The 25650-nt window shown below is 73.2% G+C and carries 23 protein-coding genes; 20 read left to right on the top strand and 3 right to left on the bottom strand.

Going from position 1 to position 25650, the window contains the following annotated elements; all coding sequences use genetic code 11:
• The first annotated feature begins 4 nt into the window (after positions 1-4).
• The 3 genes from OHB09_RS17635 to OHB09_RS17645 all read left to right on the top strand — a co-directional run bounded on the left by OHB09_RS17635 (position 5) and on the right by OHB09_RS17645 (position 3252).
• Entirely contained in the window at positions 5-469 is a 465-nt protein-coding gene (locus tag OHB09_RS17635) for a heat shock protein transcriptional repressor HspR (protein WP_006141923.1), read from the top strand.
• Between the two features lie 337 nt (positions 470-806).
• Positions 807-1943 (top strand): sugar ABC transporter substrate-binding protein, encoded by a 1137-nt coding sequence (locus tag OHB09_RS17640; protein ID WP_328922233.1) that lies wholly within the window; start codon positions 807-809, stop codon positions 1941-1943.
• Between the two features lie 274 nt (positions 1944-2217).
• On the top strand, positions 2218-3252 hold the full coding sequence (locus OHB09_RS17645) for a helix-turn-helix transcriptional regulator (protein ID WP_006141925.1): 1035 nt from the start codon (positions 2218-2220) through the stop codon (positions 3250-3252).
• A gap of 111 nt (positions 3253-3363) precedes the next feature.
• Here OHB09_RS17645 and OHB09_RS17650 read toward each other — a convergent pair whose 3' ends face one another.
• Complete coding sequence (locus tag OHB09_RS17650; RefSeq protein WP_006141926.1) at positions 3364-4308, bottom strand: hypothetical protein; 945 nt, start codon at positions 4306-4308, stop codon at positions 3364-3366.
• Positions 4309-4479: 171 nt separating this feature from the next.
• Here OHB09_RS17650 and OHB09_RS17655 point away from each other — a divergent pair, with 171 nt between their 5' ends.
• The 4 genes from OHB09_RS17655 (at position 4480) to OHB09_RS17670 (ending at position 8778) form a co-directional block, all read left to right on the top strand.
• A complete protein-coding gene (locus OHB09_RS17655; RefSeq protein WP_040896116.1) occupies positions 4480-4854 on the top strand; it encodes a hypothetical protein in 375 nt (124 codons plus the stop codon).
• On the top strand, positions 4851-5207 hold the full coding sequence (locus OHB09_RS17660; protein ID WP_006141928.1) for a Rieske (2Fe-2S) protein: 357 nt from the start codon (positions 4851-4853) through the stop codon (positions 5205-5207). Before OHB09_RS17655 ends, OHB09_RS17660 begins: the two co-directional genes overlap by 4 nt.
• Positions 5208-5493: 286 nt before the next feature.
• Positions 5494-8091 (top strand): ATP-dependent chaperone ClpB, encoded by a 2598-nt coding sequence (gene clpB, locus OHB09_RS17665; protein ID WP_006141929.1) that lies wholly within the window; start codon positions 5494-5496, stop codon positions 8089-8091.
• A 138-nt stretch (positions 8092-8229) separates the two neighbouring features.
• Positions 8230-8778 (top strand): type III secretion system chaperone family protein, encoded by a 549-nt coding sequence (locus tag OHB09_RS17670; protein ID WP_006141930.1) that lies wholly within the window; start codon positions 8230-8232, stop codon positions 8776-8778.
• 51 nt (positions 8779-8829) lie between these two features.
• Here OHB09_RS17670 and OHB09_RS17675 read toward each other — a convergent pair whose 3' ends face one another.
• Together OHB09_RS17675 and OHB09_RS17680 are read right to left on the bottom strand one after the other, a co-directional pair.
• Positions 8830-10197: a glycosyltransferase family protein gene (locus OHB09_RS17675; protein ID WP_191890412.1), complete on the bottom strand. Its 1368-nt coding sequence runs from the start codon at positions 10195-10197 to the stop codon at positions 8830-8832.
• Between the two features lie 71 nt (positions 10198-10268).
• On the bottom strand, positions 10269-11483 hold the full coding sequence (locus OHB09_RS17680; RefSeq protein WP_328922234.1) for a pyridoxal phosphate-dependent aminotransferase: 1215 nt from the start codon (positions 11481-11483) through the stop codon (positions 10269-10271).
• Positions 11484-11623: 140 nt separating this feature from the next.
• On the opposite strand from OHB09_RS17680, the gene OHB09_RS17685 reads away from it, so the two are divergent.
• The 13 genes from OHB09_RS17685 to OHB09_RS17745 all read left to right on the top strand — a co-directional run bounded on the left by OHB09_RS17685 (position 11624) and on the right by OHB09_RS17745 (position 25595).
• Positions 11624-12112 (top strand): VOC family protein, encoded by a 489-nt coding sequence (locus OHB09_RS17685; protein WP_328922235.1) that lies wholly within the window; start codon positions 11624-11626, stop codon positions 12110-12112.
• Between the two features lie 877 nt (positions 12113-12989).
• Positions 12990-13589, top strand: coding sequence for a DUF2617 family protein (locus OHB09_RS17690; RefSeq protein ID WP_191852457.1), 600 nt, complete (start codon positions 12990-12992; stop codon positions 13587-13589).
• A 197-nt stretch (positions 13590-13786) separates the two neighbouring features.
• Positions 13787-15436 carry a polyamine aminopropyltransferase gene (locus OHB09_RS17695; protein WP_319351187.1) on the top strand — a complete coding sequence of 550 codons (1650 nt, stop codon included), beginning with the start codon at positions 13787-13789 and terminating at the stop codon, positions 15434-15436.
• Between the two features lie 65 nt (positions 15437-15501).
• Positions 15502-16560 carry an SRPBCC family protein gene (locus tag OHB09_RS17700; RefSeq protein WP_328922236.1) on the top strand — a complete coding sequence of 353 codons (1059 nt, stop codon included), beginning with the start codon at positions 15502-15504 and terminating at the stop codon, positions 16558-16560.
• A gap of 61 nt (positions 16561-16621) precedes the next feature.
• Positions 16622-17410 (top strand): aldose epimerase family protein, encoded by a 789-nt coding sequence (locus tag OHB09_RS17705; RefSeq protein ID WP_006141938.1) that lies wholly within the window; start codon positions 16622-16624, stop codon positions 17408-17410.
• Positions 17411-17420: 10 nt separating this feature from the next.
• A complete protein-coding gene (gene pyrE / locus OHB09_RS17710) occupies positions 17421-18005 on the top strand; it encodes an orotate phosphoribosyltransferase (protein WP_006141939.1) in 585 nt (194 codons plus the stop codon).
• Positions 18006-18188: 183 nt separating this feature from the next.
• Positions 18189-19220 (top strand): class II fructose-bisphosphate aldolase, encoded by a 1032-nt coding sequence (fbaA, locus tag OHB09_RS17715; protein ID WP_006141940.1) that lies wholly within the window; start codon positions 18189-18191, stop codon positions 19218-19220.
• Between the two features lie 214 nt (positions 19221-19434).
• Entirely contained in the window at positions 19435-19605 is a 171-nt protein-coding gene (locus OHB09_RS17720) for a hypothetical protein (protein WP_006141941.1), read from the top strand.
• Positions 19606-19905: 300 nt separating this feature from the next.
• Entirely contained in the window at positions 19906-21381 is a 1476-nt protein-coding gene (locus OHB09_RS17725) for an MFS transporter (protein WP_234527468.1), read from the top strand.
• Between the two features lie 79 nt (positions 21382-21460).
• Positions 21461-21874: a DUF3151 domain-containing protein gene (locus OHB09_RS17730; RefSeq protein WP_006141943.1), complete on the top strand. Its 414-nt coding sequence runs from the start codon at positions 21461-21463 to the stop codon at positions 21872-21874.
• 198 nt (positions 21875-22072) lie between these two features.
• Positions 22073-22915, top strand: a complete 843-nt coding sequence (locus OHB09_RS17735; RefSeq protein ID WP_006141944.1) for a tryptophan 2,3-dioxygenase family protein — start codon at positions 22073-22075, stop codon at positions 22913-22915.
• Positions 22916-23075: 160 nt separating this feature from the next.
• Positions 23076-24464, top strand: coding sequence for a kynureninase (gene kynU / locus OHB09_RS17740; RefSeq protein ID WP_328923030.1), 1389 nt, complete (start codon positions 23076-23078; stop codon positions 24462-24464).
• Between the two features lie 108 nt (positions 24465-24572).
• Positions 24573-25595, top strand: a complete 1023-nt coding sequence (locus OHB09_RS17745) for an alpha/beta hydrolase (protein ID WP_167793319.1) — start codon at positions 24573-24575, stop codon at positions 25593-25595.
• Positions 25596-25650 lie beyond the last annotated feature (55 nt).

The raw sequence follows: 25650 nt of genomic DNA on the forward strand, positions 1-25650 counted from the left end.
CGCCATGGACACATCCGGCCGTCGTCGCAATCCGTACGAGCTGACGGAAGAAACCCCGGTGTACGTCATCTCGGTGGCCGCACAGCTCTCGGGGCTGCATCCGCAGACCTTGCGCCAGTACGACCGGCTGGGTCTGGTCTCGCCCGACCGCACCGCCGGGCGCGGTCGCCGCTACTCGGCCCGCGACATCGAACTGCTCCGCCAGGTGCAGCAGTTGTCGCAGGACGAGGGCATCAACCTGGCCGGCATCAAGCGGATCATCGAACTGGAGAACCAGGTCGCCGCGCTCCAGCAGCGCGTGGCCGAACTCCAGTCGGCGGTCGAGGGCGCGGCGGCCACGATGCGGCAGCGCGAGGCCGCGGTGCACGCCTCGTACCGGCGGGACCTGGTGCCGTACCAGGAGGTGCAGCAGACCAGCGCGCTGGTGGTGTGGCGTCCCAAGGGCCGGCCTTCGCAGCCCACGGACTGACGGACAGGCCCCTTCGGGGGCGATCCGGTGAAAGAGCCGGGAGACCGCAGGGTCTCCCGGCTCTTCGCGTTCCCGGGGCGCTTCCTCCGGAGGCTTGCCCCGATTCCCCGTCGTTTCTGTGTTGTTGTGAACCTGCTTGCGACTCGGGCTCATTGGTGTGATTGCATGAACAAGGCGCATGACAAAAGCACGGTTACTCCTTGATCATTCACGGATCTCTCACAGGGGAGCTGTTGCCATGTCGTTAACCGGTACTCCTTGACGGTGAGTGCCGCGTCCGCGTTGGCTTTCAGCCACATGGCTCACGAACGCCCCCCCTGTCCGGAAGGCACCTGATGTGAACACTCGTAACACCGGCAAGACCGCCGCGCGTCGCACGTTCCTGGCGCTCTCCGCCGCGGCCGCCGCCCTGTCCCTGAGCGCCTGCGGCGTGATCGACGGCGTGGGCAGCGACGACGCCTCCGCGACGCCGAAGAAGGGCAACGACATCACGGTGGGCCTGCTTCTCCCGGAGAAGGAGAACCAGCGTTACGAGAAGTTCGACTACCCGATCATCAAGGACCAGGTCGGCGTCCTGACCAAGCACCAGGGCAAGGTCGTCTACGCCAACGCCCTGCAGGACGCCGAGCGGCAGAGCGCGCAGATGGAGGGGATGATCCACGACAAGGTGGACGTCATCCTGCTCGACGCCGTGGACGCCAAGAGCATCGAGCCCGCCGTGCGCAAGGCCAAGGACGCGGGTATCCCCGTCATCGCCTACGACCGGCTGGCGCGGGGCCCGATCGACGCGTACATCTCCTTCGACAACGAGCTGGTCGGCCAGGTGCAGGGACGGGCGGTCGTCGAGGCGCTCGGCACCAAGGCCGGTACGAGCAAGATCGTCATGATGAACGGCTCGAAGACCGACCCGAACGCGGGCCAGTTCAAGGAGGGCGCGCTCAGCGAACTCGAGAACAAGGTCAACATCGTCAAGTCCTTCGACACCGTCGACTGGAAGCCGGAGAACGCCAAGCGGAACATGTCGCAGGCGATATCCGAGGTCGGCCTGGACAACATCGCCGCGGTGTACTCCGCCAACGACGGCATGGCGGGCGCGGTCATCGACGCGCTGAAGGAGGCCGGCGCCGGCAAGATCCCGCCGGTCACCGGGCAGGACGCCGACCTGTCGGCCGTGCAGCGGATCATCGCGGGCCAGCAGTACATGAGCGTCTACAAGCCGTACCCGGAGGAGGCCACCAACGCCGCCGAGATGGCGGTGGCCAGGGTGCAGGGGCGCTCCATCGAGTTCGACGCGCTGACCCGCGACTCGGTCGACAGTCCGACGCACCAGAAGATCCCGGCGATGCTGGTCCAGGTGGTCGCGCTGACCAAGGACAACATCCAGGAGACGGTGCTGAAGGACAGCATCTACACCGTCAAGGAGCTGTGCACGGCCAAGTACAAGGCGAGCTGCGACCACCTCGGTCTCGAGTAGCGCGCGGCGTGCGCGCCGTCCCCGCGACGGCCCGTCAGGGAGCCCGGTGGTCACCGACCGCCGGGCTTCCGCGCTGTCCGGGCCCTTCCCCGCCGGGTCGCGGAGGGGAAGGGGAAAACCGGCCTGATCGGCGGGGATCGCGGGCAGGTTGGGGAAGGGACCGTGTTGCGGAGGCGGGCGGGTCCGCGCATAGTTGCGCTGCGCGGCAACCCGCGGGCGGTACGGAAGCCCGGGAACGGCGCGGAGAGTCGAGGGCGGGAGCCAGGGGTGGGAGATGGCCGTGCACGGGACGGACACGCATCCGCACGGTGCTGACGACCTGTGCGAGGCCGGCCACCACGTGTACTCCCGGGCCGTACGGCGGGGCCGTGTCCCGCGCACGGACGCCGACCCGGTGCCCTGCCTGGTCGAACTGGCGCTGCTGCACCCCGATCCGGACGACATGGACTGGCTCGTCCCGACCCCGCCGCAGGAGGTCATGACCCGGCTGCTGCGCGGACTGCACGCCGAGGTGAGCGCCAGCCGCACCCGGGTGGGCGCGGCGGTGGCCGCCGTGGAGTGGTACGCCGGGCTCGGCGGCCGTGAGCAGCCCCCGGCCGAACGCTCCGCGATCCGGGTGCTGGACGGACTCCCGCGCATCCGGGCGGCGGTGGACGAGGCGACCGCCGCCTGCGTCTCCGAGGTGCTCACCGTGCAGCCGGGCGGCATCCGGCGCGAGGACGAACTCGCCGAGGGGCTGCACCGGGGGCTGGAGATGCGCCGGCGCGGGGTGCGGATGCGGGACCTGTACACCCATGTCGCCCGGCACGGGCAGGGGCTGCACACCTACCTGGAGCTGGTGGGCGAGGCGGCCGAGGCGCGCACGCTGGACGAGGTCACCGAGCGGCTGATCCTGTTCGACCGCACGGTCGCCTTCATCCCGGCCAACGCCGACCGCACGGTGGCCCTGGAACTGCGGCACCCCGCGCTCGTCGAGTACCTGGTCACCGTCTTCGAGCGGCTGTGGCGCCTCGCGATCCCGCTCACCTCGCCGCTGCCCAAGACCGGCATCGACGGCATCACCCACCGCGAGCGGTCCATCGCCGCGCTGCTCGCCGAGGGGCACCAGGACGCGGCGGTCGCGGAGCGGCTCGGGATCAGCGTGCGCACCTGCCGCGCGCACATCGCGCGGCTGTCGGAGACGCTGGGGGCGGCGAGCCGGACCCAGTTGGGCGTGCGGATCGCCCAGGCGGGCCTGGACGGCCCTCGGAGCGCCCCCGGGCTCCTCCCGGTCCCCGCCCCGGCCGGAGACGCGCGTACGGCGCGCTGAGGGGCGTACGGGGGCCGCGGCGCGCGGAGGGTGCGGGCCGGCGTGCCGGGGAGGTGCGGGCCGGCCTGTGGGGGAAGGCGCGGCGGTGCCGGCGCGGTTCCCGGGCGGGCCTCAGTGGTCCCGCTCCAGGATTCCCGACTGGGCGATCAGATAGCCCAGTTGGGCCCGGCTGCCGCTGCCCAGTGCGGCCGCGAGCTTGGCGATGTGCGCGCGGCAGGTGCGCACGTTCATGCCGAGGCGGCGCGCGATCGCCTCGTCGACGTGCCCCTCGATCAGGAGTTTCGCGATGGACCGCTGCACCCCCGTGATGCCCTCGGGCGTCGACTCGTAGGGGACCTCGTCCATCAGCGGCGTCGCCCGCTGCCACAGGTGCTCGAAGACCTTGATGAGGTACTGCACGAGCCCGGGGTGGCGCAGTTCGAGGGCGACCTGGTTGTCGTCCTGGGCGGGGATGAAGGCGACGGTGTCGTCGCAGATGATCAGCCGTTCGATGAGCTGTTCCAGCGTGCGTATCTCGATCTTCGCGCCCGCCATCTGGTCCACGTACGCGAAGGTGCTCTGGCTGTGCCGCACGGTGTGCTGGTAGAGGGTGCGCATCGACAGGCCGCGTTCTATCAGCGGCTTGCTGCGTTCCAGCGCCTGGCTCAGGATGTGTTCCGGACGGCTGCCGCCCGGCTGCACGGTGAGCACCTCGGTGCGCGCCTCGGCCACGGCCACGTCCAGCGCGGTGTGGATGCGGGCGTTGCCCTCCAGCACGGTGATGGCGTGGGTGGTGGCGGGTTTCTGCGCGCTGAGCGCGAGAAAGGGCTGGAAGGCGTCCGCGAGGTCGAGGGTGAGCCGCCGGCGGTCCTGGATCTCGCGTTCCAGCGGCTGGATCTGCTGGGCGAGCGCGATCGAGGGGGGAACCGGGCGCAGCCAGTCGGCGTCGTCCGGATCCGGGTGCAGGAGCGCGAATTCGAGCAGGCAGGGAGCGGGCTCCACCTCCGCCCGGGAGATGCGCCCGGAGCTCAGCGCGGTGGCGTAGAGACGGGAACCCTCGGGGCAGAGTTCTGTCACGCCGTGAGGATGTGTCGGTTTTGTGCGCTTTGTCGGCAAATCTCCACCCCCCAGGGTCCTGAACGTGCAGGAACATGATGCATCGCGTCTGTGGCATTGACGTGCCTGAATGAGCCATCGTCTTCCTCAGACGGGGGGAGAGGAAGCCATCAAGTGAGGACGAAGCCGACCATGAAGAAGAAAATGCTTCGCTCGGTGCTTGCCACTGCCGTCGTCGCGCTCGCGCTGGCCGGTGGTGCGGCTGCCGGTCCTCTCGACGTCGGCTGGGGCACCTCGGCCCGTACGGCGTCGACCACGACGGTGCAGTCCGCCGGCCTGGGCGACGTGGGCTGGGGAGCGGTGACCTCCGCCGATGACGGCGACGTGGGCTGGGGCGTCTCGCCCGCCGACGACTCGGGCGACGTGGGCTGGGGCGTGGCTCCGGCCGCCGGCTCCGGCGATGTCGGCTGGGGATTCAAGGCCGTCTCCGGTGACGTCGGCTGGGGAGCACCGGTCGCCTCCCCGGGTGATGTCGGCTGGTCGGCACCGACGGAAGCGGAAGCATGACGACTCCGCCCGACGACCGGTCCTTCCGGCGCGAGATGGCCACCGCCTACCGCTCCGGCTGGCACTTCATCGACCTCGTCACCGCGATCCCCCACCCCGGTGACTCGTTGATGGTGACCGTGTTCGGAGAGCCCGTCGTCGTCACCCGCGACGAGGACGAGGACGTACGGGCGTACCGCTGTCTGCGACGGCCTCGGGGGGCGCCGCAGCCGGTCAGGTGCGCCATCCGCTACGGAATGATCTTCGTCAATCTCGACCGGCGCGACCACCGGCTGGACGGGACCGACACCCCCGACTCCCCCCACGAGGTACCCGACCTGAGGACCATCTCGGCCACCCCCCGCAGTGCCTGACGCGATTCCCCCGTCGTAAAAAGATCGCTCAGGCGCTTCCCCCCGCAGCGGCGTCACCGTGACCTGAACACGGTGACGCCGCTGCATTTTGTGGGGAACCCTCCTGGTATGGGTCTGCCCCGGATCGCCCACGGATGGCCGAAATCTTGCCCGCTTCGCCGGTACCCCCGCCTCTGCCGGGGTACCGGCGAGGCGCGTGCCCTCCCGGCTCCCGCCCTGAGCGGAGTAGACTCAACTTTGTCGACGTTGCTCACGTCATACCGAGTTCGAGGAGGGACACGCGACCGTGGACGCCGAGCTGACCAACAGGAGCCGGGACGCGATCCACGCGGCCGGCAACCGGGCCGTGTCGGAGGGGCACCCGGACCTCACGCCGGCCCATCTGCTCCTCGCGCTGCTGGAGGGGCAGGACAACGAGAACGTCATCGACCTGCTGGCCGCGACGGGCGCCGACCAGGCCGCCGTGCGCACGGGCGCCGAGCGCGCGCTGGCCGCCCTGCCCAGCGTCACCGGCTCCACCGTCGCGCCGCCGCAGCCCGACCGCGAGCTGCTCGCCGTCATCGCCGACGCGCAGTCCCGCGCCAAGGACCTCGGTGACGAGTACCTGTCCACCGAGCACCTGCTCATCGGCATCGCCGCCAAGGGCGGCCGGGCCGCCGAGGTGCTGTCCGGGCAGGGAGCCACCGCCAAGAAGCTGCTGGAGGCCTTCCAGCAGTCCAGAGGAGGACGCCGGGTGACCACGCCCGACCCGGAGGGCCAGTACAAGGCCCTGGAGAAGTTCGGCACGGACCTGACCGCCGCCGCCCGCGAGGGCCGCCTGGACCCGGTGATCGGCCGGGACCAGGAGATCCGCCGCGTGGTGCAGGTGCTCTCCCGCCGCACCAAGAACAACCCCGTGCTGATCGGCGAGCCCGGCGTCGGCAAGACCGCCGTCGTCGAGGGCCTCGCCCAGCGCATCGTCAAGGGCGACGTGCCCGAGTCGCTGAAGGACAAGCGGCTGGTCTCCCTCGACCTCGGCGCGATGGTCGCGGGCGCCAAGTACCGCGGCGAGTTCGAGGAACGCCTCAAGACGGTCCTCGCCGAGATCAAGGACTCCGACGGGCAGGTCGTCACCTTCATCGACGAACTGCACACCGTCGTCGGCGCGGGCGCCGGCGGCGACTCCGCCATGGACGCCGGCAACATGCTCAAGCCGATGCTGGCCCGCGGCGAACTGCGCATGGTCGGCGCCACCACCCTGGACGAGTACCGCGAGCGGATCGAGAAGGACCCCGCCCTGGAGCGCCGCTTCCAGCAGGTGCTGGTCGCCGAGCCCTCCGTCGAGGACTCCATCGCGATCCTGCGCGGGCTCAAGGGCCGCTACGAGGCCCACCACAAGGTGCAGATCGCCGACGCCGCCCTGGTGGCCGCCGCGACCCTCTCCGACCGGTACATCACCTCCCGGTTCCTGCCCGACAAGGCCATCGACCTCGTCGACGAGGCCGCCTCCCGGCTGCGCATGGAGATCGACTCCTCGCCCGTCGAGATCGACGAGCTCCAGCGCGCCGTCGACCGCCTCCGCATGGAGGAACTGGCGCTCGACAAGGAGACCGACGCCGCCTCCCGCGACCGTCTGGAGCGGCTGCGCCGCGACCTCGCCGACAAGGAGGAGGAACTGCGCGGGCTGACCGCCCGCTGGGAGAAGGAGAAGCAGTCCCTCAACCGCGTCGGCGAGCTGAAGGAGAAGCTCGACGACCTGCGCGGCCAGGCCGAGCGCGCCCAGCGCGACGGCGACTTCGACACCGCCTCCAAGCTGCTCTACGGCGAGATCCCCGACCTGGAGCGCGACCTGGAGGCCGCCTCCGAGGCCGAGGAGGAGGTGTCCCGGGACACCATGGTCAAGGAGGAGGTCGGCTCCGACGACATCGCCGACGTCGTCGCCTCCTGGACCGGCATCCCCGCCGGCCGCCTGTTGGAGGGCGAGACGCAGAAGCTGCTCCGCATGGAGGAGGAGCTCGGCAGGCGGCTCATCGGGCAGGGCGAGGCTGTGCGGGCCGTCTCCGACGCCGTGCGCCGCAGCCGGGCCGGCATCGCCGACCCCGACCGCCCGACCGGCTCCTTCCTCTTCCTCGGCCCCACCGGCGTCGGCAAGACCGAGCTCGCCAAGGCGCTCGCCGACTTCCTCTTCGACGACGAGCGGGCCATGGTCCGCATCGACATGTCGGAGTACGGCGAGAAGCACAGCGTGGCCCGGCTGGTCGGCGCGCCCCCCGGGTACGTCGGCTACGAGGAGGGCGGCCAGCTCACCGAGGCGGTGCGCCGCCGCCCGTACAGCGTGGTGCTGCTCGACGAGGTGGAGAAGGCCCACCCCGAGGTCTTCGACGTCCTGCTCCAGGTGCTCGACGACGGCCGCCTCACCGACGGCCAGGGCCGCACGGTCGACTTCCGCAACACCATCCTGGTGCTCACCTCCAACCTGGGCAGCCAGTTCCTGGTGGACCCGCTGACCAGCGAGGCCGAGAAGAAGGAGCAGGTCCTGGAGGTGGTCCGGGCCTCCTTCAAGCCCGAGTTCCTCAACCGGCTCGACGACCTGGTGGTCTTCTCCGCGCTGTCCCGCGACGAGCTGAGCCGCATCGCCCGGCTCCAGATCGACCGCCTGGCCGCCCGGCTCGCCGAGCGCCGGCTCACCCTGGAGGTCACCGACGAGGCGCTGGCCTGGCTCGCGGTCGAGGGCATGGACCCGGCCTACGGGGCCCGGCCGCTGCGCCGGCTGGTCCAGACGTCCATTGGCGACCGGCTGGCCCGGGAGATCCTGGCCGGAGAGATCAAGGACGGCGACACCGTCCGCGTCGACCGCGCCGGCGAGGGACTCGTCGTCGGCCCCGCCTCCGGGAAGACGCTGTAAGGGGGCGGGCCGCCACGCCCGTCCCACCCGCCCCCGGAAGGATCCTGTCCGCCGGGGGCGGACATGCGCCGCCCGGGGTTGCCACCCCCCTCCCCGCATGGGGGAGGATGGCGGCATCCGTACGAAGGGAAAAACACGGTGACCATCGACCCGTCCTCGATTCCGAACTTCGGGGGCCAGGAGCCCGAGCCCGGGCCGCCGCCCGGCCCCGTCGTCCCGGATCAGGACCTCGTGAAGCAGCTCCTGGACCAGATGGAGCTCAAGCACCTCGTCGACGAAGAGGGAGACCTCGTCGCGCCGTGGGAGCAGTTCCGTACGTACTTCATGTTCCGCGGCGAGGACGACCAGGCGGTCTACTCGGTCCGTACGTTCTACGACCGGCCGCACAAGATCGACGACAAGCCTGCCCTGCTGGAGGCCATCGACGACTGGAACCGCCGCACCCTGTGGCCCAAGGTCTACAGCCACACCCACGACGACGGCACCGTCCGCCTCATCGGTGAGGCGCAGATGCTGATCGGCCAGGGCATCAACCTGGAGTTCTTCGTCTCCTCGACGGTGAGCTGGGTGCGCGCCGCCATCGAGTTCGACCGGTGGCTCGCCGAGCAGCTCGGCCTCGAGCAGGAGGTCGACGGCGTCGAGAAGGCGAACGACGACGGCGACGACGAGGCCGACACCGACGAGTGATCCGGCGGCCGTGAGCCGGGCCGCGGCCCCGGGGACCGCCCCGGGCGCGGCTCACAGCGCGGCACGGGCGAACACCACCAGGTACGCCCCGTAGGCGAACGAGAGCCCGGTCAGGGCGCCGACCACCAGGACGGCGTGCCACGGCCGGGCTCTTGCCGTGCGCACCAGCGCCCGCGCGGGCGGGATCAGCAGCGGGAAGGCGGGCAGCAGGAAGCGCGGCTTGGAGGCGAAGTAGCCGGAGCCGCCGAGGACCACCAGCAGCAGCACCCCGCAGTAGACGAGCAGCGGCAGCGGCGCCCGGTCGGCCAGCAGCAGCGCGAACAGCAGCAGCGCGAGGACCACGATCACCACGGTCAGCGGGTGCACGGACCGGGTCGCGTGCACCATGAAGTGCCGGACGAACTCCACCGAGCCGCGCCCCAGGTCGAAGCGCGAGCCCCACTGGTCCTGCACCCGGAAGTAGCCGCCGAGCGGATCGCCCTGGCGGACCCCCACCCACAGCACGTACCCGCACCAGCCGAGCGGGGCGAGCGCCGCGCCCGTCCACAGCCTGTGGACGGAGCCGTCGGAGTCCGCCGCGGGGCGGGGGCCGCCGGGGCCGGGGGCGCGCGAGGCGGCGGGCCCGTCCGGGGTACCGGGGCTGTGCGCGGTGCCGGTGCCGTGTGCGGTGCGAGGTGCCCGTGCCCGCGCCCGTCGCCGGAGTTCCCACCCCGCCGCCGCGAGCACCGCCGCCGCCACCGCGAAGCCGTTCGGCCGCGCGAGCCCCGCGCCGGCCGCGAGCACCCCCGCCCACACCCAGCGCCCGCTCAGCACCGCGTACAGCGCCCACGCGGCGAAGGCCGTGAGCAGCGGCTCGGTGTACGCCATCGACAGCACCACCGAGTGCGGCAGCACCGCCCACAGCAGCACCAGCACGGTCGCGACGGCGCCCCCGTACAGCCGCCGCCCCACGAGATGGATGCCGTACGCCGCCAGCACCGCCGAGGCCCACGAGACCAGCAGCCCCGCCGCGCCCCAGCCGACCGGGAGCACGGCGGTCACGGCCCGTACCAGCCCCGGGTAGAGCGGGAAGAAGGCCAGGTCGCTGCGGACGAAGAGCTCGCCGTGGTGGTGATCGGCGCGGATCTCTCCGTAGCCGTGGGCGGCGATGCCGAAGTACCAGAGCGAGTCCCAGGAGCGGCCCAGCAGGGCCAGCGGATGCGCGTGCCCGGCGCTCCGCGCGCTCGCCAGGACCAGCAGCGCCCCGGTCAGCCGTACGGCGAGGAACAGGGTGAGCGCGGCGGGCGCCCCGGTGAGGCTCTCCGCCCGCGGTCGCCGGAACCCCCCGTCGGGCCGCCCGCGGCCGCCGGGCCGGGGCAGCCGGGGCGCCCCGACCGCATCGGGGACATCGGGACGCGCGAGAGTGTGGAACTCGGTCACACGGGAACCATGCGCTGTTTTAGTCGGATTTCCGCGCTTTGTCCCTCACGCGGCCCAAGGCGGACGGGCCGTCAGACGCCCGTCCGGGAGAGCCCCTTCAGCCTCCGCACGGCCTCCTCCAGGACCTCGACCCGCTTGCAGAACGCGAACCGGACGAACGGGGCCCCCATCTCCCGGTGGTCGTAGAACACCGCGTTGGGGATCGCGACGACGCCCGCCCGCTCCGGCAGCGCCCGGCAGAAGGCGAAGCCGTCGCTCTCCCCCAGCGGCCGGACGTCGGCCGTCACGAAGTACGTCCCGGCCGGGCGGAACACGGAGAAACCCGCGTCCCGCAGCCCGTCCGCGAGCAGGTCCCGCTTCCTCGTGAAGTCCTTCCGCAAGCCCTCGAAGAAGGACTCCGGCAGCGCCAGCCCCTCCGCGACGGCGTACTGGAACGGCCCCGAGGCCACGTAGGTCAGGAACTGCTTCGCCGAACGCACCGCCGTGACCAGCGCGGCCGTGCCCGTCACCCAGCCGACCTTCCAGCCGGTGTACGAGAAACTCTTGCCTGCGCTGCCGATGCCGATCGTCCGCTCCCGCATCCCGGGGAAGCTCGCGAGCGGCACGTGCTCGGCGCCGTCGAACACGAGGTGCTCGTACACCTCGTCCGTCACGACCAGCAGATCCCGCTCGACCGCCAGCTCGGCGATGGCGGCGAGTTCCGTCCGGTTCAGCACCGTCCCGGTCGGGTTGTGCGGGGTGTTGATCAGCAGCAACCGGGTGCGCCCGGTCACCGCGTCGCGCAGCTCGTCGAGGTCGAGGCGGAAGACGGGCCCGTCCGGGCCCTCGTGGGGCCGCAGCGTCACGGGCACCCGCCTGCCGCCCGCCATGGCGACGCAGGCCGCGTAGGAGTCGTAGTACGGCTCCAGGGCGATCACCTCGTCCCCCGGCTCGACCAGCGCCAGCAGCGCGGCCGCGATCGCCTCGGTGGCCCCGGCGGTGACCAGCACCTCCGTGTCCGGGTCGTACGCCAGTCCGTACCGCCGCTGCTGATGGGCGGTGATCGCCGCGCGCAGCTCGGGGACGCCGGGACCGGGCGGGTACTGGTTCCCGCGCCCCTCGCGCAGCGCCCGCACGGCCGCCTCGCGCAGCTCCTCGGGCCCGTCGGTGTCGGGGAAGCCCTGGCCGAGGTTGAGGGAGCCGGTGCTCAGCGCCAGCGCCGACATCTCGGCGAAGATGGTCGTGCCGAACTCGGTGAGCCGCCGGTTGAGGAGGGGGCGGCGCGCGGAGGAGGTCATGGGCGCCATCCTGCGCCCGCGTTCCGTGGTTCCTCAACTCCGCCGCCGCCCGAGCGAGGGCGGGTGGCTCCCCGCGCCCGTCCGCCGGCCCCGGCTGTCGGCCCCGGTTGTCGGCCCCGGTTGTCGGACCCGTCTGGGACGCTCCCGCGATGGAGACGACAGCGCGGGAGACGCGGGAGACGCCGGAGATGACGGTGCAGTTGACGATCGACTGCTCCGATCCGCAGCGGATGGTGGCCTTCTGGGCCGAGGCCCTGGGATACGTGCCGGAACCCCCGCCGGCCGGGCACGCCACGTGGCGTGCCCACTGGGTGGCGGCGGGGGTCCCGGAGGAGGAGCTGCCGCCCGGTGCCGGGGACGTCCCGGAGTCGATCGTCGATCCCTCGGGGCGCGGACCGCGGGTGTGGTTCCAGCAGGTACCGGAGCCGAAGGTCGCCAAGAACCGGTGGCATTTCGACCTCAAGGTGGGCGGGGGCCGCGAGGTCCCCCTGGAGGTCCGCGCGCGGCGGGTCGGGGAGACGGTGGAACGGCTCGTCGGGGCGGGAGCCACCGTGCTGCGGATCGAGCAGGATCCGGACACGGGGTTCTGCGCCGCCGCCCTGCAAGACCCCGAGGGCAACGAGTTCGACGTCGTCTGAGGGCCGCCGGGACGGGGCGCGGACACCCGGAAGATGTGGATCAGTGCAGGTCGGAGGTGCTTTCCGGATGCTCACCCTCAGAAGTTGCTCAACTTCGCTTTGGGGCGCGCGGCGTGAGGGCATCTCCCGTGCACACAAGAGCCGGGACGCCGACGAGGCCGGCCCGGCATCGAACGGCCTCCAGGGGGATCTGCCGGGGGCCGATGGGGGATTCGAAAGGAGGGTGACGCCATGGTGTTGGGCATCATCCTTGTGGTCATGGCACTGCTGCTCGTCTGGGCCTTCACCGCGAACCGGAAGGCCGCGAACCGGAAGAACGCGAGCCGGAAGGGGAAGCGGTCCCGTCGCGCCGCCGGGTACGCGGCGGGTGGCGGAGGCAGCTGGTGGGCCGGCGACTCGGGCAGCGGCTCGGGCGGTGACTCGTCCTCGGGCGGTCATCACGGCGGCGGCGGTCACTCGTGCGGGGGAGGAAGCTGCGGTGGCGGCTCCTCGTGCGGCGGTGGTTGCGGGGGAGGCGGCGGCTGCGGAGGGGGCTGAGGCCGAGGGGCCCCGCGGAGGGGCCCGAGGCCGTTCGGCCGGCCGGGGAGGGGCGCGCGGGGGCGCGCGTCACACGTGAACAGTTGAGCTGTGCAGCCCTCGGGGGGATGGAAACCCCACGAAGTTGGGTAAAAACGCTGTGGCGGCCCCAGAGTTCATGATTCCCTCTAGATCACGAAACAGCCTCAGGACGTCCCGCGGGGCATCCCGCGGACGGACCTCTTCGGGACCGGGCTGTTCCGGACGTCCTGTCCGGCCGGCCGAGCCGGCCGGTCTACTCCGGCGCCACCGAGGTGTGTGCCGGCCCCCTCCCCTTTTTGCGTGCTAGCGGAGCCGATCCATGCTCACGACCCTGAAAACCTCCTACACCGACACGCGCGCGGCCGACCTCGCCTGGACCCTGGACAGCGGACCGCTGCCCGCACTCGCCACCCTCGACCTCGAACTGGAGGACACGAACCTGCAGTTGCGTCTTCTCGGCGCCTCCCACCAGGTACTCCTGGAGGCGCCGGAGGGGCCCTGCTCGGAGACGGTCGCCTGCATCCGGGGCAGCAGCACGCCGCTGCCGCTCGGTGTGGCGAAACGGATCGACGACTGGGAGTACGAGTTCGCGGCCCGTGTGGAGGTGCTCTCCCCGCGCTCGTTCGCGGGGCGCGCCCAGGAGCTGCTGGCCCTGGTCGCCGACCATCCGCACGGCCTGGCCGGCGTCTTCCCCGGCAGTCCGCACGCGTTCACGGCGATGCTGGCCCAGCGGCACGAGGGCCAGATCCACTGGCGCACCTGGCACGCGTACCCGCAGGACGGCCAGCTCGTCGCCACCCGCACGCGGGTGGGCACGGTCACCCGCGCCAACCGCGCCAACCGCGCCTCCGCGGAGGAGTGGCGGCTCGGCCTCCCGGTGGACCATCGTGCGCCCCGGCTCCAGGCCACGGGCGTCTGAGCCGGAACGCGCCGGTCGGCGCGGTTTCATGCCCGCCCCGAGGGCCCCGTCACGTGAGCGTCGCCGCCGGCCGTACGGCGCCCGGACGCGCACCAGGGGTGGAGCTCGCGAAGGGCGCTCCCCGTGCACCACTTCACCACCGCTTCACTCTCGTGAGTGACCGGGCCGGGCCGCGGCGCCCGGGTAGCGTTCCGTCAGTGATCGACCCGCACGCCCCCGCACCTCCCGGCACCCCGCCCCGCCGGGGCGAGCCGGGCCGGGCGCCGCTGCCCGTACGCCCCGGCACGGGACGCTTTCTCGTCCTGGCCGGCGTGTTCGTCTGCGCGGCCTGCGGACTGGTGTACGAGCTCGAACTCGTCGCCCTCGCCTCGTACCTGATCGGCGATTCCGTCACCCAGGCCTCCGTCGTCCTCTCGGTCATGGTCTTCGCGATGGGCATCGGCTCGCTCGCCGCGAAACGGCTGCGCTGCCGCGCGGCGGTCGGCTTCGGCGCCGTGGAGGCAGCCCTCGCCCTCGTCGGCGGCCTCAGCGCCATGGCGCTCTACGCCGTCTTCGCCTGGTCCGGCGGCGACTGGGCCGGTGTCCCGGCCGCCGGCCCGCGCTGTCTCCTCGTCGCGTTCTCCCTGGCCATCGGCCTGCTCATCGGCGCCGAGGTCCCCCTCCTCATGGAGCTGATCCAGCGCATCCGCCGCCAGGAGGCGGGCGGCGCGGTCGCCGACCTCTTCGCCGCCGACTACGTGGGCGCCCTCGTCGGCGGCCTCGCCTTCCCCTTCCTCCTCCTGCCGCTGCTCGGCCAGTTGGAGGGCGCCCTGCTCACCGGCGCGGTCAACGCGGTCGCCGGTGCCGCCCTCGTCCTCGGCCTGTTCCGCCGCGACCTCCCGACGCGCACCCGTCACGTCCTGCTCGCCGTCAACGTCACCGTGCTCGGCGTGCTCGCGCTGGCCGCACTGCTCGCCGGGGACTTCGAACGGGCCGCCCGGCACGCCGTGTACGGCGCCGGCGTACGCGTGGCGCTGCACACGGGTGTCCAGGAGGTCGTCCTCACCGGCGGCGAGCACGGCCGCCCCCTCGGCCTGTTCCTCGACGGACGGCTGCGGGTCAGCGGCAGCGACGAGTACCGGTACCACGAGGCCTTGGTGCACCCCGCCATGAGCGGCCCGCACGCCCGCGTGCTCGTCCTGGGCGACGGTGACGGCCTGGTCGCCCGCGAGGTGCTGCGCCACCCTGGCGTACGGCGGCTCGACGTCGTCGCGCCCGACCCGGAGGTGGTGCGTCTGGCCCGCCGGGACCCCGCCCTGTCCCGCCTCAACGCGCACGCCTACGAGGACCCGCGCGTCCGCGTCCTCACGGACGACGCGTTCCGCCGGCTGCGGGAGGTTCCCGCACGGTCGTACGACGTGGTGATCGCCGACCTCCCCGCCCCCGGCATCGGCGACAGCACCAAGCTGTACTCGCAGGAGTTCTACGGCCTGGCCCGCCGCGCCCTCGCCGAGGGCGGCCGGCTCGCCGTGCACGGGGGGCAGGTCACCCGCCGCCGGGTGTTCTGGACCGTGGAGGCGACGATCCGCTCGGCCGGACTGCGCACCGTGCCGTACCGGGTCGACGGGCGCGGCGCCTGCTCCGCGGGCGGCCCCGAGCGCACGGTCCGCGGCATCCACCCGGAGGTCACCGACTGGGGCTTCGTCCTGGCCGGCCGCACCCGCCCGGCGCTGCGGCTCGACCCGGCGGCACCGCCGCCGCGCTCGCTCACCCGGGAGAGCCTGGCCGCGGACCGGCGGGCGGCGGCCCGCACCCGGCTGCCCGGACTGCCCCCGTCGACGCTGGTGCACCCGCGCTACGCGGGCTGACCCGCCCCGGCGAATCCCCGCGTGCACGGGTTCGGTTCCGGCCACGGTGGGTAGGCTCGGCCGGCATGGAGCATGAGGTGTTCGTTCCGGTACCGGCCGAGCGACTCGGCGAGGTGCTCGCCGACCCCGAACGGGCGGCCGGGGCCGTGCCGGGCTTCCAGCAGGACGCGGGCGCCGAGCCCGGCGCAGGGCGTCTGAAGGTGCGCGTCGGGGGACACAGCATCACCTACCGCGGTGCCTTCACGCTGCGGCGGCGGGACGACGGCTCGTACGCCCTGCAGGGCGAGGCGACGGAGGCCCGCGGCAGCGGCACGGTACGGCTCGCCCTGACGGTACGGCTGCGGCCGGCCGAGGACGGCACGACCCTGACCTTCGGCGGCACGGCCACGGGCGACGGCCGCATCGCCGAGCTGCCCGAGGAGACCGTCGCCTCGGCGGGCGCCCGCCTGCTGACCCGCTTCGCGGAGAGCGCGGCCCGCGCGGCGGCGGCCGGGCGGAGCGAAGATCCGGCGCCGGCCGGGGCGGAAGGGCCGGCATCCGGCACGAAACCACCGGCGTCCGGGGCCGAACCCCCGGCATCCGGCACGAAACCACCGGCGTCCGGGGCCGAACCCCCGGCATCCGGCGCGAAGCCCTCGGCACCCGGAACCGAACCTCCGGCCGCAGGCAGTAAACCTCCGGCCGCAGACAGCGAACCTTCGGCCGCGGGCAATGAACCGCCGCCCGCCGGCAGCGAACCGGCGGCCCCCGACACCGAGTCCTCGTCCCCGCCCCCCTCGTCCCCGCCCCCCTCGTCCCCGTCCCCCTCGTTCCCTTCCGCCTCCGACGCGGAGGTCCCGGACCTCCCCGAGATCCCCGAGTCCCTGGAGATCCCGGCGGACGCGCAGGGCGGGCCCGGCGACGCGGAGGCCGGGCCCCCGGCCGAGGCGGCGCACGCACGGCGGACGATGATCGGGCGCAGCGCGGAGGAGGTCGACCACGCCCCGCCGCGCGGACGCTACGCCCCGGTTCCGGCGCCGGAGGCGACGGCGTCCGCCGGGGTGCTGCGCTGGGCGGCCCCCGCCGCGGTGGTCGTCCTGGCCTCGGCGATCGTCGTGAACAGGGTGCTGCGCAAACGCCGCTGAGGGCGCCGGGCCCTCCCGCCCGGCCCACCGGTGGCCGCGGGGAGGCTCTAGGGTCGCCCTCGTGAGCAATGAACAGATCACGCTGACCGCGGGCACCGCGGAGGCCACCCTCCATCCCGCGAACGGCGGACGCCTCACCGGCCTCCGCATCGCCGGCACGGAACTCCTCCGGCAGGGCGAGCGCTACGGCTGCTTCCCGATGGTCCCCTGGTGCGGCCGCACCAGGGACGGCCGTTTCCGTGACGGCGCCACCGTGCACCAGCTCCCCCTGAACTCGCCCCCGCACGCCATCCACGGCACCGCCCGCAACGCCCCGTGGGCCACCGCCCGGGTCACCCCCACCGAGGCCGTGCTGACCTACGACCTGAGCGAGCCGTGGCCGTACCCCGGCCGGGTCACCCAGGTCGTCACCCTCGCCGAGGACTCGCTGACCCTCGCCATGGCCGTGGAGACGTACGGCTCGTCCTTCCCGGCGCAGATCGGCTGGCACCCCTGGTTCCACCGCAGCCTCGACGGCAGCGAGGTCAGTCTGGACTTCGCGCCGGCCTGGCAGGAGGAGCGCGGCGAGGACCACCTGCCCACGGGCAACCGCGTCGAGCCCCGCCCGGGCCCCTGGGACGACTGCTTCGGCATGCCCGAGGGCGTCGACGTCACCCTGACCTGGCCCGGCAGGCTCGCGCTGACGGTGGCCTCGCGCGAGCGGTGGGTCGTCGTCTACGACGAGCAGGAGGAGGCGGTGTGCGTGGAGCCGCAGACCGGCCCGCCCAACGGCCTCAACACGCTCCCGCGCCTGGTCACCCCCCTCGAGCCGCTGGAAGCCACCACCACCTGGACCTGGCGCCCCGCATAAGCTGAGCGCCATGACGAAGGACGACGACAAGGCCACCGGCTCGGCCGGCACCGACGTGCGCGGCGCGCTGCTGCGGCAGATCAAGGACAAGGCCGTCGTGCACGGCAGGGTGACCCTCTCCTCGGGCCTGGAGGCGGACTACTACGTGGACCTGCGCCGCGTCACCCTCGACGGCGAGGCCGCGCCGCTGGTCGGGCAGGTGCTGCTCGACCTGACGGCGGAACTGGAGTTCGACGCGGTCGGCGGCCTCACGATGGGCGCCGACCCGGTCGCCGGCGCGATGCTGCACGCCGCCGCCGCGCGCGGCCGGCGTCTGGACGCCTTCGTGGTCCGCAAGGCGGCCAAGGCGCACGGCATGCAGCGCCGGGTCGAGGGGCCGGACATCGCGGGCCGCCGGGTCCTCGTCGTCGAGGACACCTCCACCACGGGCGGTTCGCCGCTCACCGCCGTGGAGGCGGTGCGGGAGGCGGGCGCCGAGGTCGTCGGCGTCGCGACCATCGTCGACCGTGCGACGGGCGCCGCGGAGAAGATCCGCGAGGGTGCCGGGGTGCCGTACCTGTACGCCTTCGGCAAGGACGAACTCGGCCTGGACTGAGCCCGGTCGGGCCCCCGGGCCGGCCACCGCGCGGCCCCGTTCCGACTCGGCCCATCCACAGGCTGGACAGGGTGTCCGACGCAGGGGGCCGAGTCTGGAAGGATGGGGCCGACGATGACGTCACCCCCTAGGTCAGGGACCTGAGTACGCAGAACGCACCCGTACATCACAAGGAGCGGACAGATGCCCATCGCAACCCCCGAGGTCTACAACGAGATGCTCGACCGGGCGAAGGCAGGCAAGTTCGCCTACCCGGCCATCAACGTGACCTCGTCCCAGACCCTGCACGCGGCGCTGCGCGGCTTCGCGGAGGCGGAGAGCGACGGCATCGTCCAGATCTCCACGGGTGGCGCGGAGTTCCTCGGCGGCCAGCACAACAAGGACATGGTGACCGGCGCGGTCGCCCTGGCCGAGTTCGCGCACATCGTCGCCGAGAAGTACGACGTGAACATCGCGCTGCACACCGACCACTGCCCGAAGGACAAGCTCGACGGGTACGTGCGGCCGCTGCTCGCGGTCTCGGAGGAGCGGGTCAAGGCCGGCCGCAACCCGCTGTTCCAGTCCCACATGTGGGACGGCTCGGCGGAGACGCTGGCCGACAACCTCGCCATCGCCCAGGAGCTGCTGGGCCGCGCCGCCGCCGCGAAGATCATCCTCGAGGTCGAGATCACCCCGACCGGCGGCGAGGAGGACGGCGTCTCCCACGAGATCAACGACTCCCTCTACACGACGGTCGACGACGTGACCCGCACCGCCGAGGCCCTCGGCCTGGGCGAGAAGGGCCGCTACCTGCTGGCCGCCTCCTTCGGCAACGTGCACGGCGTGTACAAGCCGGGCAACGTCGTCCTGCGCCCGGAGCTGCTGAAGGACCTGAACGAGGGCGTGGCCGCGAAGTACGGCCGCCCGGCCGGCAGCCAGCCCTTCGACTTCGTCTTCCACGGCGGCTCCGGCTCCACGGAGGAGGAGATCCGCACGGCGCTGGAGAACGGCGTGGTCAAGATGAACATCGACACGGACACGCAGTACGCCTTCACCCGTCCCGTCGTCGACCACGTCTTCCGCAACTACGACGGCGTCCTCAAGGTCGACGGCGAGGTCGGCGCCAAGAAGACCTACGACCCGCGCACCTGGGGCAAGCTCGCCGAGGCCGGCATGGCCGAGCGTGTCCTGGCGGCCTGCGGCCACCTCCGCTCCACCGGCACGAAGATCAAGTAACCCCTTCGTCCCCCACCGCCCCGCGCCCCGCACAGGGACGCGGGGCGATGTCGTTCCACCGGGGCCGGGGCCGGGGCCGGGGCCGGGGGCGGGGCGGCTGCGGGCCGGCGGCCGAACCGGTGACGAATGCCCGGAGGACGCGTGAAGAAACCAGGTAATTTCGCTGTGTGTTCGGCCTGTTGGCGGGCACGAGGAGCGGCGGAGGTCGATAACTATGGTTCCCCTGCTTCTGGTTCTTCTGCTGGCTCTGATCCTCTTCGGCGCGGGCTTCGCGCTGAAGGCCCTGTGGTGGATCGCCATCATCGTGCTGGTGGTCTGGCTGCTGGGCTTCGTCGTCCGCAGCGCGGACAGTGGCGGCCGCAAGGGCCGCTGGTATCGCTGGTAGCCGTACACCCGCCGGTCACCGCGCACCGGCACGAGCCACAAAGGCCCCGGACAACCGTCCGGGGCTTCCGGCATGTCCCGGCTCCCGGTGCACCTCCCGCGGAACGGCCGCGACGGTCACGACGGCCCGGCACCGCACCCAAAGGGTGTGAATACCGGCCTCACGGGCACTTGGTGTGCAGCCGGGGCCCGGTACGCCATGGGATCCACCTCCGATCACCGGGCCCCGGCGACTCCCCCTCGCCGCGCCCGCCGCCGGAGCAGTCTGGTGGAGCCCCCGCCCCTGCGGGATGATCCCCCCATGGCCGCACCCTCCGGCACACACCTCCCCACCCCCGCCGCGCGCTGGATCCTCCTCACCACGGTGCTCGGCTCCAGCATGGCGCTGCTGGACAGCACCGTCGTCAACGTCGCCCTGCCCCGCATCGGCGAGGACCTCGACGCCCCCCTCACGGCCCTGCAGTGGACCGTCAACGCCTACCTCCTCACCCTCGCCTCCCTCATCCTCCTCGGCGGCTCCCTGGGCGACCGCTTCGGCCGCCGCCGGATCTTCGTCCTCGGCGTGACCTGGTTCGCCCTCGCCTCCCTGGCCTGCGGCCTCGCCCCCACCTCCGGCGTCCTCATCGCCGCCCGCGCCCTGCAGGGCGTCGGGGGCGCGCTCCTCACGCCCGGCTCCCTCGCCCTCATCCAGGCCTCGTTCCACCCCGACGACCGGGCGCGGGCGGTCGGCATCTGGTCCGGCTTCGGCGGCATCGGGGCCGCCGTGGGCCCCTTCCTCGGCGGCTGGCTGGTCGAGGGCCCCGGCTGGCGCTGGGTGTTCCTGCTCAACGTCCCCCTGGCCCTGATCTGCGTCCCCGTCGCCCTCCGCCACGTCCCGGAGTCCTCCGACGAGCGCGCCCACGGCCGCTTCGACCTGTCCGGCGCCGCGCTCGGCGCGCTCGCGCTCGCCCTGGTGACGTACGCCCTCGTCGAGGCCCGGCAGGGTTCGCTCGCCGTCGCGCTCACCGCGCTGGCGGGCGTGGCGGCGGGCGTCGCCTTCGTGTACGTCGAACACCGCGCGGCGGACCCGATGCTGCCGCCCTCGATCTTCGGCTCGCGCCAGTTCACCGCGGTCAACCTGGTGACGCTGTGCGTGTACGCGGCGTTCGGCGGTTTCTTCTTCCTCACCGCGCTCCAGCTCCAGGTGGTCGCGGGCTACTCACCGCTCGCGGCCGGCACGGCCATGCTGCCGACGACCGCCCTCATGCTGCTGTTCTCGGCGCGTTCCGGCGCGCTGGCCGAGCGGATCGGGCCGCGGATCCCGCTCACCCTCGGCCCGCTGCTGTGCGCGGCCGCGATGCTGCTGATGCTGCGGGTGGGCGAGGACGCGGCGTACCCGACCGATGTGCTGCCCGCCCTGCTGGTCATGGGCGCGGGCATGGTCACCCTGGTGGCGCCGCTGACCGCGACCGTCCTGGCCTCGGTGGACAGCGGCCGGGCCGGCCTGGCCAGCGGCATCAACAACGCGGCCGCCCGGGCCGCCGGCCTCGTCGCGGTGGCCGCGCTGCCACTGCTGACCGGCATGGACGACGAGGCCTACCGCTCGGCCGGCGCCTTCGACGCGGCGTTCCGCCGCGCCATGCCGATCTGCGCCGCCGTCCTGGTGGCGGGCGCGGTCCTGGCCTGGTCGACGGTCCGCCGCCCGGTCCCCGACTGCGCCCACCCGGAATGCCTGCGCCACGGCAACGTCACCGCACCCCCGCTGGAGCCGCCCCGCACGGGGCACGGGGCGCCGTAAGGCGAGGCGTGCCCCCTGCGGGGCGGCCGCACCCCTCCCCGCTCACCGCCACCGGGTCCCGTCCCGCAGACTGTGAGACATGTCCATTCACGAGAACCTCCTCGGCGGTCCGCCCCCGACCCACCTTCCCGACGACCCGGAGCCCCGGGAGCTGCTCGCCGGCGGCACCTCCCCCGCCGAGGTCGCCGCCAAGTACCCCACGTCCTCCCTCGCCTGGGCCCGTCTCGCCGACGAGGCCTTCGAGCGCGGCAGCGTCGTCGAGTCCTACGCCTACGCCCGTACGGGCTACCACCGCGGTCTCGACGCCCTGCGCCGCAGCGGCTGGAAGGGGCACGGTCCGGTGCCCTGGGAGCACGAGCCGAACCGCGGCTTCCTGCGCGCCCTGCACGCCCTCGCCCGCGCCGCCGAGTCGATCGGTGAGCGGGAGGAGTACGAGCGGTGCAGCCAGTTCCTGAAGGACTCCTCGGAGACGGCGGCGCAGACGCTGGGCTGACCGGCTCCGGCCGATCCGTGCGGCCGGTTCCCCGCCCCCGCCTGTGGCGGGGTTTCCCCGCCCCCGCCTGTGCGGGGGTGGGGCTGCCGGGCCTTGCGAGCCTCCGGTTGATTGCGGAGGATGCCAGGTGGGGACCGGGGCCCCCGTGCCGGCATCGGCAGGGGCGGACCGCTACCCGGAGTACTGCAGGAGACAGCGATGTCCCAAACGGCTCACGAGCCCCACGAGCCCGAGACCCCGCATCTCGACTTCGAAGGCACGACCCCCTACGAGGACTACGTACGGGCCGACGTGCTCACCCACCTCCAGCACCCCCTCTCCGACGATCCCGGAGAGATGGTCTTCCTGGTCACCACCCAGGTCATGGAGCTGTGGTTCACCGTGATCGTCCACGAGTGGGAGACCGCCGCGCACGCCCTGCGCACCGCGGACGACATCCCCACCGCGATCGCCGCGCTCAAGCGTTCGATACGGGAGCTGGAGGCGCTCAACGCCTCCTGGACCCCGCTCGCGCACCTCACCCCGGCGCAGTTCAACTCCTACCGCTCCGCCCTCGGCGAGGGCTCGGGCTTCCAGTCGGCGATGTACCGGCGCATGGAGTTCCTGCTCGGCGACAAGTCCGCGTCCATGCTCGTCCCGCACCGCGGCGCCCCCCGCGTCCACGCCGAGCTGGAGAAGGCGCTGCAGGAGCCGAGCCTCTACGACGAGGTGCTGCGGCTGCTGGCCCGCCGGGGCCACGCGATCCCTCAGTCCGTGCTGCGCCGTGACGTGGCGCTGCGCTACGAGCCGTCCCCGGAGGTCGAGCGGGCCTGGACGGCCGTCTACGCCGGTGACCCCGAGGACGAGCTCGCCCGGCTCGGCGAGGTGCTGACCGACGTCGCCGAGCTGGTGTGGCGCTGGCGCAACGACCACCTCGTCGCCACCCGGCGCGCGATGGGCGCCAAGGCCGGCACGGGAGGCTCGGCGGGCGTCGCCTGGCTGGAGAAGCGCGCGCGGAAGAACGTGTTCCCCGAACTGTGGACGGCGAGGTCCCATGTCTGAGCCGACCGCGGCTGCCCTGTCCGACGGCAGGTCCGGTGCCGCCCCGTCCGACGGCATGTCCGACGCCGCCGTGTCCGACGGTGTGTCCGGTGCCGTTCCGTCCGACGTCGTCGTGTCCTCCGTCGCGTCCGTGTCCGCGTCCGAGTCCGAGTCCGAGGCCGTGTCCGAGCTGGGCGCACGGGCGCGGAAGCTGGACGCCGAGGACGAGCTGGCCGCCACGCGCGCCCGGTTCGTCCTCGATGAGCCGGGCCCGGTGGGACACCCCGAAAGCCGCCAGGGAGCGGCGGACGCCGAGCGGGGCGCCGCCGTCTACCTCGACGGGAACTCGCTGGGCGCGCTCCCCGTCGGTGTCGCCGAACGCGTCGAGGACGTCGTACGCCGGGAGTGGGGCGCCCTGCGCATCCGCTCCTGGGAGGAGAGCGGCTGGTGGACGGCGCCGGAGCGGATCGGCGACCGGATCGCCCTGCTGGTCGGCGCGGCGCCCGGCCAGGTCGTGGTGGGCGACTCGACCAGCGTCAACGTGTTCAAGGCCCTGGTGGGCGCGGTGCGGCTGGCGCGGGGCGAGGACGGCGACGGGGACGAGGACGGGGGCGGGGGTGCGCCTGGTGCGCGCCGGGACGAGATCCTGGTGGACGCCACCACCTTCCCCACCGACGGCTACATCGCCGCCTCCGCCGCCCGTCTGACCGGTTGCACGCTGCGCCCGGTCGCCCCCGCCGACGTCCCCGCCGTCCTGCGCGAGCGCGGCGACCGTACGGCCGCGGTGCTGCTCAACCACGTCGACTACCGCACCGGCCGGCTGCACGACCTGCCGGCGCTGACCGCCGCCGTGCACGGGGCGGGCGCGCTCGTCGTCTGGGACCTGTGCCACAGTGCGGGCGCGCTGCCGGTCGGGCTCGACGCGCACGGCGTGGACCTTGCGGTGGGCTGCACGTACAAGTTCCTCAACGGGGGGCCGGGCGCACCGGCGTTCCTGTACGTGCGCCGGGACCTCCAGGAGCGTTTCGACTCGCCCCTGCCCGGCTGGAACTCGCACGCCCGGCCGTTCGGGATGCGTCAGGAGTACGAACCGGCGCCCGGTGCCCTGCGCGGCCGGGTCGGCACTCCCGACATCCTGTCCATGCTCGCGCTCGAGGCGGCGCTGGATGTGTGGGACGGCGTGCGGATCGAGGCGGTGCGGGCCAAGTCGCTCGCGCTGACGGACTTCTTCCTGGAGTGCGTCGAGGCGTATCTGCCGCCGGGCCGCGTGGAACCGGTGACCCCGGCCGCGCACGCGGAGCGCGGCAGCCAGGTGGCGCTGCGCTGCCCGGACGCGGAGGAGGTCATGCGGCGGCTGATCGCCCGGGGCGTGGTCGGTGACTTCCGTGCGCCGGACGTCCTGCGCTTCGGGTTCACCCCGCTGTACCTGGGCTTCGCCGAGGTGGAGCGGGCGGCGCGGGTGCTGGCGGAGGTGGCGGCGGATGTGGAGTCGGAAGCGGCGGCGGACGCCGCGGCGGACGTGACGGCGGACGCCGCGGCGGGGCGGCCGTCCGGCTCTCACCCAGCGTGACATCCGGGTGCGGGCGCACGTCACGGGGCTGATACCGTCCCGGCCAGCGACCGGAATCCCACCGGCCGCCGTGCGCCCAATTCCACACTGCCGCTGAGAGGTTGGACCATGCCGGACCAGGCTGCCGCTGCCCGCGACGCCGCCGAGGAGGCGTCCGCCCTCTCACATCCGCCCGTCGCCCCGGACGCCACGGCCGCGTACGGCGCTCACCCCGACCAGGTGATCGACTTCTACGCCCCGCGCGGCGGGGCCGGGCACGTGCCGTCGGGGGCGGAGGCGGCGGGGACGGCCCCGCTCGTGGTGGTGCTGCACGGCGGGGCCTGGCGGTCCCGGTACGACCGCCGGCACGTCACCCCGTTCGCGGACTTCCTGGCCCGCCGCGGTTTCGCGGTGGCGAACGTCGAGTACCGGCGGGGGGAGACGGACGCGACCGCGACCGGTTCGGCGACTGGCTCGACGCAGGCGGTCGCGGCCGGTTCCGGTTCCGGTTCCGGTTCGGCGGAGGCTTCCGCGGCCGGTGCGGTGGGTGCGACCGGTTCGACGGACGCCTCGGGTGGTGCGACGCCGGTCGCCGGGCGGTGGCCGGAGACGTTCGACGACGTGGCGGCGGCCCTGGACGCGCTGCCCGCGCTCGCCCGGGAGGCCCTTCCCCGGGCGGACGTGAACCGCACGGTCCTGACCGGTCACTCGGCGGGCGGCCACCTCGCCCTGTGGGCCGCCGCCCGGCACCTGCTGCCCGCCGACGCGGCCTGGCGCACCGACCGGCCGGCCCCGTTGCGCGGGGTGGTCGCCCTCGCCCCGCTGGCGGACTTCGAGGTCGCCGAGAAGCTGGCGGTGTGCGAGGGGGCGGCACGCCAACTGCTGGGCGGTGACGAGCACTTCGCGCTGCGCAGGCCGTACGCGGACCCCTCGCTCCTGCTGCCGACCGGCATCGCGACCACGCTGGTGCAGGGCCGTACGGACGTGGTGGTGCCGCAGGCGGTGGCCGAGTCGTACGCCGACGCGGCGGCCAAGGCGGGCGAGGTGGTGGGCCTGACGCTGCTGGAGGACGTCGGCCACTTCCCCCTGATCGACCCGGCGGCGGACGCCTGCGCGGTGGTCGCCGAGGAGATCGCCCAACTGGCCTGGTGAGGACGGTATGAGGGGGGGCGCGACCGCACCCCCCTCATACCCGTAATACCTGAGA

The organism is Streptomyces griseoaurantiacus (assembly GCF_036189845.1).
Lineage (GTDB): Bacteria > Actinomycetota > Actinomycetes > Streptomycetales > Streptomycetaceae > Streptomyces > Streptomyces griseoaurantiacus.